15 protein-coding genes are annotated in these 14703 nt (G+C 63.7%); 11 read left to right on the forward strand and 4 right to left on the reverse strand.

The genetic code is table 11. The features are described 5' to 3' along the window. Nucleotides 1-94 precede the first annotated feature (94 nt). From pdxA to sbmA, 3 genes are all read left to right on the forward strand, one after another. Entirely contained in the window at nucleotides 95-1105 is a 1011-nt protein-coding gene (pdxA, locus tag M1D97_RS15135) for a 4-hydroxythreonine-4-phosphate dehydrogenase PdxA (RefSeq protein ID WP_456268530.1), read from the forward strand. A 113-nt stretch (nucleotides 1106-1218) separates the two neighbouring features. Beyond that, nucleotides 1219-2961 (forward strand): FAD-dependent oxidoreductase, encoded by a 1743-nt coding sequence (locus M1D97_RS15140; RefSeq protein WP_456268531.1) that lies wholly within the window; start codon nucleotides 1219-1221, stop codon nucleotides 2959-2961. Nucleotides 2962-3208: 247 nt separating this feature from the next. After that, nucleotides 3209-4450, forward strand: coding sequence for a peptide antibiotic transporter SbmA (sbmA, locus tag M1D97_RS15145; RefSeq protein WP_456268532.1), 1242 nt, complete (start codon nucleotides 3209-3211; stop codon nucleotides 4448-4450). A gap of 34 nt (nucleotides 4451-4484) precedes the next feature. Here sbmA and M1D97_RS15150 read toward each other — a convergent pair whose 3' ends face one another. Further along, the gene (locus M1D97_RS15150) at nucleotides 4485-4967 is read right to left on the reverse strand and encodes a universal stress protein (RefSeq protein ID WP_456268533.1); all 483 of its coding nucleotides are present in this window, start codon (nucleotides 4965-4967) and stop codon (nucleotides 4485-4487) included. 274 nt (nucleotides 4968-5241) lie between these two features. On the opposite strand from M1D97_RS15150, the gene M1D97_RS15155 reads away from it, so the two are divergent. The 4 genes from M1D97_RS15155 (at nucleotide 5242) to M1D97_RS15170 (ending at nucleotide 7539) form a co-directional block, all read left to right on the forward strand. Then, nucleotides 5242-6189: an NAD(P)-dependent oxidoreductase gene (locus M1D97_RS15155; protein WP_456268534.1), complete on the forward strand. Its 948-nt coding sequence runs from the start codon at nucleotides 5242-5244 to the stop codon at nucleotides 6187-6189. Nucleotides 6190-6222: 33 nt separating this feature from the next. Continuing rightward, a complete protein-coding gene (locus M1D97_RS15160) occupies nucleotides 6223-6804 on the forward strand; it encodes a sugar O-acetyltransferase (protein WP_456268535.1) in 582 nt (193 codons plus the stop codon). 100 nt (nucleotides 6805-6904) lie between these two features. Beyond that, complete coding sequence (locus M1D97_RS15165; RefSeq protein WP_456268536.1) at nucleotides 6905-7156, forward strand: type II toxin-antitoxin system Phd/YefM family antitoxin; 252 nt, start codon at nucleotides 6905-6907, stop codon at nucleotides 7154-7156. Then, entirely contained in the window at nucleotides 7153-7539 is a 387-nt protein-coding gene (locus M1D97_RS15170; RefSeq protein ID WP_456268537.1) for a type II toxin-antitoxin system VapC family toxin, read from the forward strand. The genes M1D97_RS15165 and M1D97_RS15170 overlap by 4 nt, the downstream gene beginning before the upstream one ends. Before the next feature lie 77 nt (nucleotides 7540-7616). Here the strand turns inward: M1D97_RS15170 and M1D97_RS15175 are convergent, their stop codons facing one another. Further along, nucleotides 7617-8420 carry an isocitrate lyase/PEP mutase family protein gene (locus M1D97_RS15175; protein WP_456268538.1) on the reverse strand — a complete coding sequence of 268 codons (804 nt, stop codon included), beginning with the start codon at nucleotides 8418-8420 and terminating at the stop codon, nucleotides 7617-7619. 48 nt (nucleotides 8421-8468) lie between these two features. After that, nucleotides 8469-9287 carry a glutamate racemase gene (murI, locus tag M1D97_RS15180; RefSeq protein ID WP_456270236.1) on the reverse strand — a complete coding sequence of 273 codons (819 nt, stop codon included), beginning with the start codon at nucleotides 9285-9287 and terminating at the stop codon, nucleotides 8469-8471. 128 nt (nucleotides 9288-9415) lie between these two features. Between murI and M1D97_RS15185 the strand changes: the two genes are divergently transcribed. Then, nucleotides 9416-10216, forward strand: coding sequence for a phosphodiesterase (locus M1D97_RS15185; RefSeq protein WP_456268539.1), 801 nt, complete (start codon nucleotides 9416-9418; stop codon nucleotides 10214-10216). On the opposite strand, the gene M1D97_RS15190 is transcribed toward M1D97_RS15185, so the two are convergent. After that, nucleotides 10180-11067 carry a LysR family transcriptional regulator gene (locus tag M1D97_RS15190; RefSeq protein WP_456268540.1) on the reverse strand — a complete coding sequence of 296 codons (888 nt, stop codon included), beginning with the start codon at nucleotides 11065-11067 and terminating at the stop codon, nucleotides 10180-10182. The two genes, M1D97_RS15185 and M1D97_RS15190, sit on opposite strands and share 37 nt — an antisense overlap. A gap of 106 nt (nucleotides 11068-11173) precedes the next feature. Here M1D97_RS15190 and M1D97_RS15195 point away from each other — a divergent pair, with 106 nt between their 5' ends. From M1D97_RS15195 to M1D97_RS15205, 3 genes are all read left to right on the forward strand, one after another. Further along, complete coding sequence (locus M1D97_RS15195; RefSeq protein ID WP_456268541.1) at nucleotides 11174-11923, forward strand: NAD(P)H-dependent oxidoreductase; 750 nt, start codon at nucleotides 11174-11176, stop codon at nucleotides 11921-11923. A gap of 517 nt (nucleotides 11924-12440) precedes the next feature. Further along, on the forward strand, nucleotides 12441-13751 hold the full coding sequence (locus M1D97_RS15200; protein ID WP_456268542.1) for a DUF3100 domain-containing protein: 1311 nt from the start codon (nucleotides 12441-12443) through the stop codon (nucleotides 13749-13751). A 74-nt stretch (nucleotides 13752-13825) separates the two neighbouring features. Continuing rightward, nucleotides 13826-14698, forward strand: coding sequence for an NAD(P)-dependent oxidoreductase (locus M1D97_RS15205; RefSeq protein WP_456268543.1), 873 nt, complete (start codon nucleotides 13826-13828; stop codon nucleotides 14696-14698). Nucleotides 14699-14703: the final 5 nt, after the last annotated feature.

The following is a 14703-nucleotide window of genomic DNA, read 5'->3' on the forward strand; positions in this document are numbered from 1 at the left end:
TGACGCGGCGCAGGGCAGAGCGCTATTATGGCACCAACGATGATCACCGCCCATGCCCGCGTGCCCGGGCACCTACCAGCCGAAGAGGCCCGTCATGTCTGTATCCTCCCGCGCGCCCATCGCCCTCACCATGGGCGACCCGGCCGGCGTCGGCCCGGAAATCATTGTCCGCCTGGCCTGTCTGCCGCGCCCCGGCGACACGCCACTGCTGGTCATCGGCGATATCGACCGTCTGCGCGCCACGGCGGATCAGCTGGGGCTGGCCCTGACGCTGTTTCCGATCGCGCACCCGGACGAGATTCGCGGTCACGCGGCCACGTCGGGTCGGCTGGCCGTGCTGCCGGCCGGTGAGCCACTGCCACCGGAGCTGCCCTGGGGCCTTGTCGATGCCCGCGCCGGGGCCGCCGCCTGCGCCTATGTGAACCGCGCCATCGATTTCGCGCTCGAGGGCTCGATCAGCGCCATCGTCACCGCCCCGCTCAACAAGGCCGCCATGGCGGCCGCCGGCATTACCTATCCGGGCCATACCGAGATTCTGGCCGACCGCGCCGGCACACAGGATTTCGGCATGATGCTGGCCAACGACGAGCTGCGCGTGATGCTGGTGTCGATCCATCTGTCGCTGCGTCAGGCGATCGACGCCGTCACCCCCGAGCGCGAACTGCGCGCCATTCGCCTCGCCGCCCGCGCCTGCCACGCCTACGGCATCGAGTCTCCCCGCATCGCGGTGGCCGGGCTCAACCCCCACGCCGGCGAAGGCGGCCTGTTCGGGGACGAGGATGACGCCATCATCGCTCCGACGATCGCCCGCGCCCGGGAGGAAGGCATCGACGCCTCCGGCCCCTGGCCGGGCGATACGGTCTTCATGAACGCCCGCCGCGGCCACTTTGATGCGGTGGTGGCGCAGTATCACGATCAGGGCCTGATCCCGGTGAAGTATCTGGGCGTCGAGAACGGCGTGAACATCACGGTGGGCCTGCCGTTTGTGCGCACCAGCGTCGATCACGGCACCGCCTTTGATATCGCCGGCCAGGGCCGCGCCGACCCCTCGAGTCTTGTGTATGCGCTCAAGCAGGCCGAGGCGATGGTGCGCGCCGGCACATGAGACCGACCTGCCGGGTGCAACCCTGTTGACGAGTAGTACACTGAAGGAATGACCATGCCGCCACGGGGCCTCCCATCGCGGCGCGCCATTTCCTCGATACGCGGAGCAGGGCGATGCAACTCAGACAGAGCAACATCGAAAGACTCGCCGACGGCGAGGTGTACGACACGCTGATTATCGGCGGCGGCATCAACGGCGCCGTCTCGGCGGCGGCGCTGGCCGGGCGCGGTGTGAAGGTGGGCCTGGTGGAACAGGGCGATTTTGCCGGCATGACCAGCATGTGGTCGTCCAACCTCATCTGGGGCGGCATCAAGTACATGGAGTCGCGGGACTTCAAGCTGGTGCGTGAACTCTGCGTCTCGCGCAATCACCTGATCAGGCACTACCCCTCGACCGTGCAGGAGATCCGCTTTCTCACCACCATTACCAAGGGCTTTCGCTGGCATCCGCTGGCCCTGTGGGCGGGCACCTGGATCTACTGGCTGTTCGGCAACGGCTTTACCCGCGTGCCGCGCCTGCCGAGCCTTTCGACCATCAACCGCGAGGAGCCGGTGATCAACACCGACCCGGCCATCGGCTGTTTCGAATACTCCGACGCCTTTTTGCACGACAACGACGCCCGCTTTGTGTGGAACTTCGTGCGCACCGCCATCAACAGCGGCTGCGTGGCGGCCAACTACGTCGAGGCCACCGGCTTTGAGCGCCAGGGGGATCTCTGGCATGTGGGGCTCAGGGATGTCATGAGCGGCCGCGAATGGACGCTCAAAACGAAGACCCTGGTCAACGCCTGCGGCCCGCTGGCCGACCGCACCAACGCGCTGGCCCACAAACAGACCGAGCACAGTCACGTGCTCTCCAAGGGCATCCACCTGATCGTCGACCAGGTGACGCCCAACAAGCGCGTGCTGGCGTTTTTCGATGAGGACGGGCGGCTTTTCTTCGCCATCCCCATGGGGACGCGCACCTGCATTGGCACCACCGACACCCGCACCGAAGACCCGCACGCGGCCATCACCGACGACGACATCAAGTTCGTGCTCGACAACATCAACGCACGGCTGTCGCTCGACAAGCCGCTGGATCGTGACGACATCATCGCCACCCGCTGCGGTGTGCGGCCGCTGGCGGTGCAGAACACCAGCGGCGGCGACCGCGACTTCCTGCAGCTCTCGCGCAAGCACGAGATCGACTCCGACATCGATCAGGGCTTTATCAGCATCTTCGGCGGCAAGCTTACCGACTGCATCAATGTCGGCGAGGAGATCGTGGAGCTGGTCAAAAAAATGGGCATCGACATCCGCTTCCCGGACTATCGCTGGTATGGCGAGCCGGTGGACGCGGTGCGCGACGAGTTCTTCCACCAGGCGCGTCTGATGAAGCTCGACGACTACACCGACGCCAGCGCCTCCGAGCCGCTGTCGACCCGGCTGTGGCGGCGCTACGCGGGCCATGCCATCGGCATTCTGGAATACATTCGCGAGGACCCGCGCCAGGCGGAGATTCTCATCGAGGGCACCGAATACATCCGCGCCGAGGTACGTCAGGCCGCGCGGCGCGAGATGATCACCAGACTCGAGGACTTTCTGCGCCGGCGTTCCAAGATCAGCCTCGTCTCGCGCCAGGAGACCATCCGCCAGTCGGCCGGCTTGATGGAGGCCTGCGAAATCCTGTTCGGCGACGAGGCGCAGATGCGCTTTGATGAGTACTTCCGCGACCATCCCGTCACCAACGGCATCGCCCGCGACCCCGGCGCCGGCCCGCTGCCGGCCGATGGCGCCACCAATGACCCCGCCACCGAGCAGTCGGCGACGCCGGAGCATCGCAGGGAGGGGGATTTCGAAACGCTGAACTGGTGATCCGCATCATTGGTGGGTCGGCGGTATGCGGCTCGCGGCCAGCGACAGCGCCATCGTGAGCCGGCGCTACCGACAACTGACCGCATTGCACCCGCCATTTCACGTCATGAGCGAGCGCGCCGCCGTGGTATAAGCCATCGGTGTCGCGCCGCTGCCGGGGAACACAATCTCTCCTGCAGAGTCGATGAACAGTGCGCAGCCCCACCGGGGCTGTCCCGATGTTCCTTTCGAAGGCAGGATCGCCATCGTGTTACGGTCATTTTTTCCCAACCCGCCCCTTTTTTTCACAAGCGTTGTGGTCTGGGCGCTGATCTGCATCACGCTCTGGCAGATGGGCGTCAGCGACTGGGGCGCCGCTGTCGGGTTGCCGCCGCTGGCCGAGGGCGACGACCTGCCCGTTAACGTGTCGCGCTTCTGGGCGCCTTCAATGCTGTGGTTCTATCTCTACTACGCGCTGTGCGTGGCGGTGTTTGCCGCGGCGTGGGCCCTGATCAGACCCCACCGCTGGCAGCGCTGGTCGATTCTCGGCAGTGCGCTGATCATTTTCATGACCTGGTTTTCAGTGCAGACCAGTGTGGCGATCAACGCCTGGTACGGGCCGTTCTGGGACATGATCCAGCAGGCACTGGGCGGCGACAGCGATGTGACGGTGAGTGATATCTACACCGGCATGCTCAGCTTTGCCGGCATCGCGTTCGTGGCCGTGACGGTGGGCGTGCTCAACTACTTCGTGGTCAGCCACTACATCTTTCGCTGGCGCTGGGCGATGAACAACTTCTACATGCGTCACTGGTCGCAGCTGCGCCACATCGAGGGCGCCGCCCAGCGCGTGCAGGAAGACACCATGCGCTTTTCCACCACGCTCGAGGGGCTGGGCGTCAATCTGCTCAAGGCAGTGATGACCCTGATCGCCTTCATGCCGCTTCTGGTGACGATGTCGCAGAACATCACCGAGCTGCCGCTCGTGGGCCATATTCCCAATGCGCTGGTGTGGTCGGCGATCGCCTGGTCGCTGTTTGGCACCGTGCTGCTGGCGGTGGTGGGTATTCGCCTGCCGGGGCTCGAGTTTCGCAATCAGCGCGTCGAGGCGGCCTACCGCAAGGAGCTGGTCTACGGTGAGGATGACCCGATACGCGCGGACCCGGTCACCGTCGCCACGCTGTTCAACCGGGTGCGGCGCAACTACTTTCGCCTCTACTGGCACTACGCCTATTTCAACATTGCCCGCATTCTCTACCTGCAGGCCGACGTGGTCTTTGGCCTGATCGTGCTGGCCCCCTCGATCGTCGCCGGCCAGCTGACGCTGGGCCTTCTGCAGCAGATCCTCAACGTCTTCGGGCAGGTGCGCGAATCCTTTCAGTATCTGGTCAACTCCTGGTCGACCATCATCGAGCTGCTCTCGATCATCAAGCGCCTGCGTGCCTTTGAATCCGTGATCGATGACCCATCAAATGACGACACGGCGCCATCGAGCGACGCCGTGTCGTGATACTGACAGGTTCCGGGCTTACCGCCGAACGGGATCAGAGAGCGGCGGCCTCATCCAGACCGGGGTCGGGCACGTGCAGGGTGATCACCGTACAGTGGGCGACATGGGAGACCTTGTGCGACACGCTGCCCACGACCAGTCCCCTCATGTCGCTCAGGCCGCGGCTGCCCATCACGATGGTATCCACGTCCAGCTCCCGGGCCAGCGCCACGATGGTCTGATCCGGCCGACCCGGCGGATTGTCTTCAACATGGAAGTGGACCTCGGTCGAGGGGGCACCCACGGCCGACCAGATATTTTCCAGCAGCGCCACGCCTTCGTCATGACCCTTGGTCGGGGTGTAATCCACCGGTGTCGACCCCGTCTGCGCGCCCAGATGATCGGTGGCCGGGGGCGGTTCCACGATGTGAAGAAGATGCAGGGTACCGCCCTCTGCCTGCTGTATCAGACAGGCGTGCTCGAGCGCCCGCCGCGCGCTGCGGGAACCATCCAGGGGTACCAGAATGCTTGTTGTCATGATCCACCTCCTTCCTTCGGCTGTTGGGGCCCTGTCTGCAAAAGGACAGCCATCAGACAGTACTACCAGCGATGATGTGGCAGTACCCATCGCCTGACCTGGCCAACTCATGCCCTATTACATTAGCACTCCATCAGGGACGCTACGCGTCAATGGTCGTAAGCACCTGTTTCTCCCCGGGGCGGTCAGCGCTTCGGGGCGCTACCCAGAACACGACCCGACGCGATAAGGTAGCGACAAACGATACCATCCTGATCCCGGGAGACCGCCCGCCATGCCGATTCATCTGCTGGTCGTGACCCGTCTGTCACGCCATCACCAGGCCCGCATCGACGCCGCCGGCTTTCATCTTCACATGGCCGAGGATGCCGAGGCCCGCCGCGATGTGGTGCACCGTCACCGTGACGATATCCGCGCGGTCATGACCATCGGCACCATCGGCTTCACAGCGGAGGAGATGGACGAGCTGCCGAATCTGGGGTTGATCTGCGCCCAGGGCGTGGGCTTTGAAGGCATCGACGTGCCGGCTGCCCGCGAACGCGGCATCGCCGTGGTGCATGGCCCCGGCACCAATGCCGAGACGGTCGCCGACCACACCCTCGGCCTGATGCTGGCCTGCCTGCGCCGCATTCCCCGGGGCGATGCCGGCCTGCGGCAGGGGCAATGGAAGGAGATTCGCCGCGGCGCCCCGGTGCTGCACGGCAAAACCCTGGGACTGCTGGGCATGGGCAACGTGGCGCGCGCCATCGCCCGACGCGCCCACTACGGCTTTGACATGCCGATCATCTACTTCAGCCGCCAGCCAAAACCCGATCTCGACTGGCAGCACGAATCGGACGCCCAGCGCGTCGCCGAACAGGCCGACGTGCTGGTGAGCACCCTGCCCGGCGGTGACGACACCCACCACCTGATCGATGACGCCTTGCTGAGCGTCATGAAGATTGAGAGCATCGTGATCAACGTCGGCCGCGGCAGCGTGGTGGACAGCGACGCCCTGGCCCGCGCGGTGACGGAGAAGCGCCTCGCTGGTGCCGCACTGGATGTCTTCGAGCACGAACCCGAGGTGCCCCAGGCGCTGAAGGACGAGCCGCGCATCATCATGACGCCCCATACCGCCGGCCTGTCGCCCGAGGCGCTGGACGCCACCATCGACCTGGTGATCCAGAACCTTGAGGCCTTTCGCGACGGCCGGGCGCTGGTCACGCCGGTGCCGGAGGCCTGAATCCTTCACCATGCGGACCGACAGGAGGGCACCATGAGCCACGATCACCCGGCAGATACGCGGTCACAGAAAGAGAAGATGCTCGCCGGCGAGCTCTACACCGCCGACGACCCTGAACTGGCCCATGATGCCGCCGTCGCCAAAGCGGCCATGCATGAGTTCGCCAGATGCTACGAGCACGATGTCGACGCGGCGCATGCCGTGCTGAAGGGTCTGTTCAAAGAGCTGGGCGACACCGCCCACATCCGCGCGCCGCTGTACGTCGACTACGGCTTCAACATCCGCTTGGGCGAGGGCTCGTTTGCCAACTTCGGCCTGATAGCACTTGACGTGGCCCCCATTGCCATCGGCCGGGACGTGCAGATCGGCCCCAACGTGCAGCTTTTGACGCCAACCCACCCGCTGGACCCACAGGCGCGCAGGGACAAGCTCGAAGCCGGCGCCTCGATCGTCATCGAGGACAACGTGTGGCTGGGCGGCGGCGCGATCGTGCTGGCCGGCGTCACCATCGGCGAGAACAGCGTCATCGGCGCCGGCGCCGTGGTGACCCGCGACGTTCCCGCCAATGTCGTGGCGGTGGGCAACCCGGCCCGGGTGATCCGTGAGTTGACGTGAGGTGGCCTGGTTCAGTCCGGCTACCATGAGAAGCGGGACCCAATGGCATCGATCAACATGTCCGCGCTAAACTTGGCCCAGTGGACCAGGAGAGACAGCCATGGATATCAACATTCATGATGCCAAGACCCAGTTCTCGGCACTACTCAAAAGAGTCGAGAAAGGGGAAGAGGTGATCATCAGCAATCGCGGGAAGCGGGTGGCACGACTGGTGAGTTATGAGCCGCCCCAAAGGCCCAGTGTCATGAGCCTCATGGGGTGCATGAAGGACGAGATCAAGCTTCATGAAGGCTGGGATGCAGGACTGTCCGACGCGGACATGATCGAGTTTGAAAAGGGCAATCTCGGATGAGGCTACTGCTCGACACCAACATCCTGATCTGGATTCTGACAGGCGATGACGAGCGGCTGAAACCAGCCACGCGCGTTCTTATCGACCAGGCCGACGAAGTCTATTTCAGCCCGGCCTCAATATGGGAAATCGCCATCAAGGCCGGCACTGGCAAGCTGGAAATGAATGCCGCCCGGGCAGCCTCTCTCCTTGCTTCCATCCTTGGCGAGCTGGACATTACCTCGCAACATACCGCTCATGTTCAAGGACTGCCGGACAAGCACAAGGACCCGTTTGACCGCCTGCTGCTGTCACAGGCCATGTGTGAAGGCATGACCCTGCTCTCCAGTGATCATGTATTCAGCCAGTATGATCCTGCAGGCAAATACAGCCTCATTATTTGAGACCTGCCATGCCCTCCATGGCCTGACAAGCGCTGGTCAGGCCTGCCGGCCCTCATGACACGCCATCTGACATCGCTTTACACCGGCGGCATCAGCTCGTTGAGCTCTCGGTAGGTGCACGCGCTCAACTTCTGCGTCGACAGCCGGCCCGTCTGCATGAAGGTGCTCGCCATGTCAGCCCCGGCGCCGTAGAGAAATTCGGCAATCGCCGAGCCGGCACTCAGGCGCCTGACGCCAAGCTCGCGCAGCGTCTCGATCTCCGGCAGGTCGGGCCGATAGAGCAGGTTGACCGGCAGCGCGGTCGAGCGACACAGCTCGCCGATTTCCCCGGCATCGGCCAGGCCCGCGACAAACAGGCCATCGGCCCCGGCACTGCTATAGAAGCCGGCTCTTGTCAGGATCTCGGCAAGGCGCTGCTCGGGCGGCACCAGCCCCTTGAGGTAGACGTCGGTGCGCGCGTTGATAAACAGATCCACGCCATGACGCGCTGCCACGCGCCTTGCCGCCTCGATTTTACGACACAGGATTTCCGGGCTGGCATGACCGTCTTCCAGATTGATGCCGACCGCACCAGCGGCCACCACCGTCTCGATCACCCTGGCCACTGCCTCCGGGTCATCCGAGTAACCGCCCTCGATATCCACGCTCAGCGGCACGGTCAGCACCCGCGCCATGGCTTCAACGCTTGCCTTCAAAAGCTTGAGCGGCAGCTGGTTGCCATCCCGGTAGCCCCACGACCAGGCCAGTGCCGCGCTGCTGGTCGCGACCGCCCTGCCGCCCCGGGCCTCCACGATGCGGGCACTGCCGGCATCGGTGGCGTTGGCCAGTAGTAACAGGCCCTCATCATGCAGACTTCGAAATTCCTGATCGGCTCGTGTCACGCTGCCTCCCCATCATCCTGTTGCCGTGTTGACCCCGATACCCTGCGTCTACGGTAATACCGCCGCCTGCTTATCCACCAGTATTTCCCGGAAGCCCTCGGCCCTGACTCGCGCGGCAAACGCGCCACTGTCCAGGGGCTGACCGGTCACATGAAAGCACCCGCCGGCGCTTTCCCCCTGCTTTAGCGACGGGTTACCCAGCACCGCCTCCAGCCGCCGGGCGATGGCGTCACCGGAATCCACCAGCCGGACACGACCGCCCAGCTGCGCGGCGATCGCCTCGCGCAGCAGCGGATAATGGGTGCAGCCCAGCACCAGCTGATCAAGTGAGCGCCACTCGGGCTCGCGCAGCGGGGCAAGCTCATCGGCCAGGGCGTCTTCATCGAGCGTTTCCGTCAGCCAGTAACGCTCAGCCAGCGCGGCAAGGTTCGAAGCGCCGATCTTCAACACCCGGCAGCGGCCGGCAAAGCGTTCGATCAGGGTCGCCACATGGGCGCTTTTCACCGTACCCGGCGTGGCCAGCACGCCGATCACACCGCTGGCGCTTGCCACGGCCGCCGGACGAATCGCCGGCACCACGCCGACCACCGGTATCGACAGTCGCGCCCTGAGCGCCGGCAGCACCACGGTCGAGGCGGTATTGCAGGCGATCACCACCGCATCGACCGGACGGGCTGCAACGGCACGGGCCATCAGATCACACACCCGGCTAATCAGCGCCTCGGCGTCGAGCGCGCCATAGGGAAAGGCGGCGTGATCGGCGATGTAGTGCTGCTTGAGGCCCGGCAGGCGACGGCGGATGGCACGGGCGATGGTCAGCCCGCCGATGCCGGAATCCAGCAGCCATATGGCCCGTCTCTGCTGCATCACGCTCCTGCTCGTTGCCGGTTAACGCTGTCCGGTCGTCATTCGGACGTCAAAAACCCCCGTCATGATGAAAACATTGTTATCAGAGAGGAAGGGCTCATGCCCTTTTAGACGCCCGGAGCCCCGCCATGCTGATCGCTCAGATCACCGACCTGCACGTTCGCTGCCCGGGAGAGAAAGCCCATGGCGTGGTCGAGACCCATCGCCTCCTGCCCCCGGTGGTCGCGGCACTCAACGCCCTCGACCCGCGCCCCGATGTGGTACTGGTCACCGGTGACGCCACCGACCTCGGCCGCCCGGAGGCGTACGCCGTACTGGCCGAGCTGCTGGCGCCGCTGGAGATCCCCCGGGTTCTGATCCCGGGCAATCATGATGATCGACAGGCCATGCGTGCGGCCTTTCCGGGCCATGGCTATCTGGGGCGCGAGGGCTTTATCCAGTACACCCTGGACGCGTACCCGGTGCGCCTGATCGGGCTGGACACGCTGGTGCCCGGTGAAGGCCACGGCGAGCTGTGCGCCGAGCGGCTGGCGTGGCTGGCCGCGCGCCTGGCAGAGCAGCCGACACGCCCGACGGTCTTGTTCATGCACCACCCGCCCTTCGCCACCGGCATCGACCACATGGACGCCAAAGGCCTGACGGGCGCCCATGAGCTGGAAGCGCTGGTTCGCGACTACCCCAACATCGAGCGCCTCCTCTGCGGCCACGTGCACCGCCCCATCTTCCGCCGCTTCGGCGGCACGATTGCCAGCTGCTGCCCCAGCACCGTACACCAGGCCGAACTCAACCTCACCGAACATGCCCCCGCCGCCTTCGTGATGGAGCCACCGGGTTACCAGCTGCACCTCTGGCGGGGTGGCAGCCTCATCACTCATACCGGCGTGATCGGCAACTACGACGGGCCGTATTCGTTTCGTACTGCGGAGTGACAGGGAAATCCACATCCCTCGATCAGCGCTTCAAACAGGACATTAATGCTGGCGGTCCGGCGGATATCCGGATGGGTCAGCAGCCACACGCCGGTCCCCAGCTCGGCAATGGGGTCGCCGACACGCACAAGCCCTTTCATCCTGTCGGCGAGATAGCAGGGCAAGATGCCCTGCCCCAGTCCTGCCTGTACGGCATGGGCCATGCCGAGGGTCGAGTCCGCGCGAAAGCCGATCCGTTGATCAACTCCCTGAACTGTCATCCACCGCTCGAGTGAGCGGTAGCCCATCGCTGCATCCGGCCCCACCCAGGGGGTCGATTCATCCGCGACCGTATCGGCCGAAACGTAAATCGCCTGGTGCAGCCGTCCCAGCTGTCGGCCTGTCAGCGTTTCCGGCGGATGATCGGTCGGGCGTAGCGCCACGTCAGCATCGCGGCGGGTCAGACTGTGAAGTTCGGCGGAGGTAGTCGTTTCGATAACCAGCCCGGGGTGAGTGATTCGAAACTCGGCCAGTACCGGCATCAGCACATGGGCCAACAACGCGTCCGTGGTGGTCATACGCAGCGTGCCCGTCAGCGTGGTATCGCCATCCATCAGCGCACGTTCGGCATCCGCCACGGCAAGCTGCATTTTTCGGGCCGTGGTCGCGATGGTTTCCCCGGCGGTCGTTGCGACATACCTACCGTCATGGCGCTCGAAGCATCGCGTTCCGGCACGCCTCTCAAGCGCCTTCAGACGCCGAAAGATCGTGGCGTGATTCACGCCCAGCCGACGGGCGGCTCCGGAAAGCGACCCTGATTCCACAATGGCAAGCACGAGACGGTAATCGTCCCATCCAGGTGTCGAGCTCATGAAGCTCCTGTGCGTTTTTGCAAATCAGAATTGCAGATACAGGGAATGTTTTTTCATCTCCGCACAGCCTAGCGTAACGACTCCTGTCACATTACGGAGGCTATCCATGAAAGTACTGATTGTTCACTGCCATCCCGAGCCGCAATCGTTCAACGCTGCCCTGACCAATACAGCTCGGGAAACGCTCGAGAACGACGGCCATGAGGTCATCATCAGCGATCTCTACGCCGAGAATTTCGATCCCGTCGAAGGCCCCGGGCGTTACTCAAGCCGCCGCAATCCGTCATATTTTCAGGCACTCGACGAGCAGCGATGGCACTACGAGCGCGAGATGCTCGCACCTGATGTCAGTCGTGAGATCGAGCGTCTTGAATGGGCGCAAACCATCATCCTTCAGTGTCCACTCTGGTGGCACGGCGCGCCGGCAATGCTCAAGGGCTGGTTCGACAGGGTCTTCGTCTATGGCGGCCTCTACACCGGCCGCCAGCGGTTTGATTGCGGGCCTCTCAGAGGGAGACGAGCGCTGTTCTCCGTCACCACCGGCGCGCCGGAAGAAACCTTCACGCCACTGGGCCGCAGCGGCGATATAGCCGCTCTCATATGGCCGCTGCACTGCTCGCTTTACTATGTCGGTCTGTCAGTATTGCCCCCTCATATAGCTTATGGCGTTCAGGGCGGCGGATTGAGCTATCAACAGGAAGAGAGCTTTCGTGCCCATCTGGAAAAAGAAAAGGCGCGCTGGGCCGAGCGGCTCGCCACGCTGGCGCAGGACACGCCGATTCCCATGAGCGGCTGGGAGGATTGGGATGAGACAGGCATTCTGAAAGAGGATCACCCGCTGAGATGGCGGATATAGATCATGACTTGATGAGGCAGGCGCGCCCTGTGTGATTGCCTTATGTGCTATTCCCGACAACCAGCCAGGACATTCAGCCACCGTGGAACTCGAAGGCAGCCGGGTGGAGATTCGCGTCGAGCGGGTTGGGGCTGGAGAGACGGCGGGCGTTATGCTGGATGGGGAGCGGCTGGAGGGTGCCGAGGAGGCACGGGTGGTACTGGATGGGCAGGGGCATGAGGTGGTGGTGTGGTTGGGGGGAAAGGCAGAGTAATGGCACTGCCCTGGTATTATGGGTGACAGCCAATGACATCGGGGCAATAAAAACAACGCCACAGTAATGCATTTCGTATGTGCGGATTCCGGCCGGCAACCTGCCATTTCCTGTTATCTTCCATCACGGCGACACATCGCTGCCCTTCCTTAAGTCTTACAGGTCGTTGATACTGTAAACCTCGTGAAGACCACGAGCCCCATACAATAGGCACCGGCCGGTCATGACCTGCCGCAGACCAGACAACACAATGGGAACATTGCCATGACATCCGTCACCCGAGCGTCCCCGCTCGATCTGCTGCGCCTGCACGGGCTGGTCGTTATTCTCTCGCTGATTGCAGAGTGGATCGGCATCATCAGGATTCCTCTGGGAATCGGTACGCTACTGCTGCTGCCGCTGTTCTATGCCTTTCTACTGGCCATTGCCCTTAATCCGCATCTTTCCAGCCGGTTTCATGCGCTGGTACCGCCACGCCTGAGCGATGCAGCCTCGCCGCTTATCCTGATCGCGATCATGCCGTTTATCGCCCGCTTCGGCTCCACCATCGGGCCGTCGATCGATCAGATCATCAGTGCCGGGCCGGCGCTGATTCTTCAGGAACTGGGCAATCTGGGCACGATGCTGATCGCGCTACCCTTCGCCGTGCTGGTGCTGAAAATGGGGCGGGAGGCGATCGGGGCGACCTATTCGATTGCACGCGAACCCAATATCGCGATCATTTCGGATCGCTACGGCCTCAAGGGACCGGAGGGCATCGGCGTGATGGGGGTCTACGTGGTGGGCACCATGTTCGGCACCCTCTGGTTTGCGCTAATGGCCGGTTTTCTGGGCTCGGCGGGCTGGTTTGACCCGCGCGCACTGGCGATGGCCTGCGGAGTGGGCAGCGGCAGCATGGTGGCGGCCTGTTCAGGTGCGCTGGCCGAGGCGGTACCCGCCGTGCGCGAGGAACTGCTCGCCTTTGCCGGGGCCAGTAATCTGCTGACCTATGCCACCGGGCTTTATGTGTCGCTCTTTATCGCCCTGCCGGTCGCGGAGTGGCTCTACAAGCGTCTAAGCGTCAAAAAAGGAGCCGGGGCCGATGTGGATGCGGACACACCCGATGCCGCAAGCGTCGCTGATACCGCAACCGAGCCACGTCCCGAACAGCAGCCGGGACGCACCGCCGCGATGCTTGCCGCCGTTTGCGCCGTGGGGTGGATCACCAATGTAGTCAGCGCCGGCACGCTGTGGGGCGCCCTGCCCGGCATGATCATTCTTTACATCATGAGCCTGATCGGACTGATCATTACCCGGGTCGTGCCCTTCTATCTGCCAGCGATCGCCTGGATTTCGCTGGTCAGCATCCTCATGACCCTGCCGTTTTTTCCCGGTAATGCCTGGCTGGTAGAGCAGCTTTCGCAGGTCAACTTTCTGGCCATTGTCACGCCCGTACTTGCCTATGCCGGCTTCGCCCTGTCGAAACAGGAGTTCAGCATGTTTCGCCGCACCGGCTGGAAGCTGGTACTGGTCTCGCTGCTGGTGTTTACCGGTACCTATCTCGGCTCGGCAGTGGTCGCCCAGATCCTGCTGTAACCCGATACGGTGTGGCGCCGCCCTCCCCGGGGCGTCACACCGACGTTGATACCTTTCGTATTACGGAGAAACGCATGTCCATGAAGATCGTAGTCATCGGCCTGGGGCAGATGGGGGGCAACATGGCGATGACCCTCAAAACTGCCGGCTTTGACGTCACAGGAATCGATCCTAGCGAGCAGACCCGTCAGCGTATGAGCGATCAGGGGCTGGCTGTGGCCGGCGAAAGCGCATTGCCCGTAGCCGAGGTCTATCTACTGTCGCTACCCACGGCCGACCATGTGCGCACGGTCATCGAATCAAGCCCCGGCCTTTTGGAGCATGCCGCCGAAAACAGTGTGGTGATGGACACCTCGACCAGCGATCCGGTCATCAGCCGCGAGCTGGCCGCCCGCGTGGTGGATGCCGGCCTCGAGTGGCTGGATGCCCCGGTCAGCGGTGGCCCGAAGGGCGCCGCCGAGGGCCGAATGGGGATGCTTCTGGGCGGCGAAACCGCCACCATCGAGCGTGTCACACCCGTGCTCGAGGCCCTGTCGGCACGCTACACCCACGTCGGCCCGGCCGGTAGCGGCCATGTGGTAAAGCTGGCCAATAACTACCTGTGTGCGACCAACCTGATCGCCACCGGCGAAGCCGTTGCCATGGCGGCCCGTGCCGGCGTTGACCCGGCGGCCTGTCTGGCCGGGCTCAACAGTGGATCAGGCCGTAGCGCCGTCAGCGAGGTCAACTTTCCCGAATGGATTCTCTCGGAACGTTTTGACTCGGGATTCACCACCGGATTGATGCGCAAGGATCTGCGACTGGCTCGTGATGCCGCCGAGCAGCTGGAGACGCCGATGGCTCTGCTGAACCACGTGGTCGAGCGCTGGCATGAAGCGCACGACATCGAGGATCAGGAAGATTTCAACCGCATCGCCGATGCCCTTCTCGCTACCGCTCGCAAGTAACAGGA

The sequence above is a fragment of the Kushneria sp. AK178 genome (assembly GCF_053903105.1).

Excerpts from the sequence above, each read along its gene's own strand:
- M1D97_RS15160 (WP_456268535.1), top strand. The coding sequence starts at position 6,223 with ATGAGCCACGATCACCCGGCAGATACGCGGTCACAGAAAGAGAAGATG.
- M1D97_RS15200 (WP_456268542.1), top strand. The coding sequence starts at position 12,441 with ATGACATCCGTCACCCGAGCGTCCCCGCTCGATCTGCTGCGCCTGCAC.
- M1D97_RS15190 (WP_456268540.1), bottom strand. The coding sequence starts at position 11,067 with ATGAGCTCGACACCTGGATGGGACGATTACCGTCTCGTGCTTGCCATT.
- M1D97_RS15165 (WP_456268536.1), top strand. The coding sequence starts at position 6,905 with ATGGATATCAACATTCATGATGCCAAGACCCAGTTCTCGGCACTACTC.
- pdxA (WP_456268530.1), top strand. The coding sequence starts at position 95 with ATGTCTGTATCCTCCCGCGCGCCCATCGCCCTCACCATGGGCGACCCG.
- M1D97_RS15195 (WP_456268541.1), top strand. The coding sequence starts at position 11,174 with ATGAAAGTACTGATTGTTCACTGCCATCCCGAGCCGCAATCGTTCAAC.
- M1D97_RS15185 (WP_456268539.1), top strand. The coding sequence starts at position 9,416 with ATGCTGATCGCTCAGATCACCGACCTGCACGTTCGCTGCCCGGGAGAG.
- M1D97_RS15155 (WP_456268534.1), top strand. The coding sequence starts at position 5,242 with ATGCCGATTCATCTGCTGGTCGTGACCCGTCTGTCACGCCATCACCAG.
- murI (WP_456270236.1), bottom strand. The coding sequence starts at position 9,287 with ATGCAGCAGAGACGGGCCATATGGCTGCTGGATTCCGGCATCGGCGGG.
- M1D97_RS15150 (WP_456268533.1), bottom strand. The coding sequence starts at position 4,967 with ATGACAACAAGCATTCTGGTACCCCTGGATGGTTCCCGCAGCGCGCGG.
- M1D97_RS15170 (WP_456268537.1), top strand. The coding sequence starts at position 7,153 with ATGAGGCTACTGCTCGACACCAACATCCTGATCTGGATTCTGACAGGC.
- M1D97_RS15205 (WP_456268543.1), top strand. The coding sequence starts at position 13,826 with ATGTCCATGAAGATCGTAGTCATCGGCCTGGGGCAGATGGGGGGCAAC.
- M1D97_RS15140 (WP_456268531.1), top strand. The coding sequence starts at position 1,219 with ATGCAACTCAGACAGAGCAACATCGAAAGACTCGCCGACGGCGAGGTG.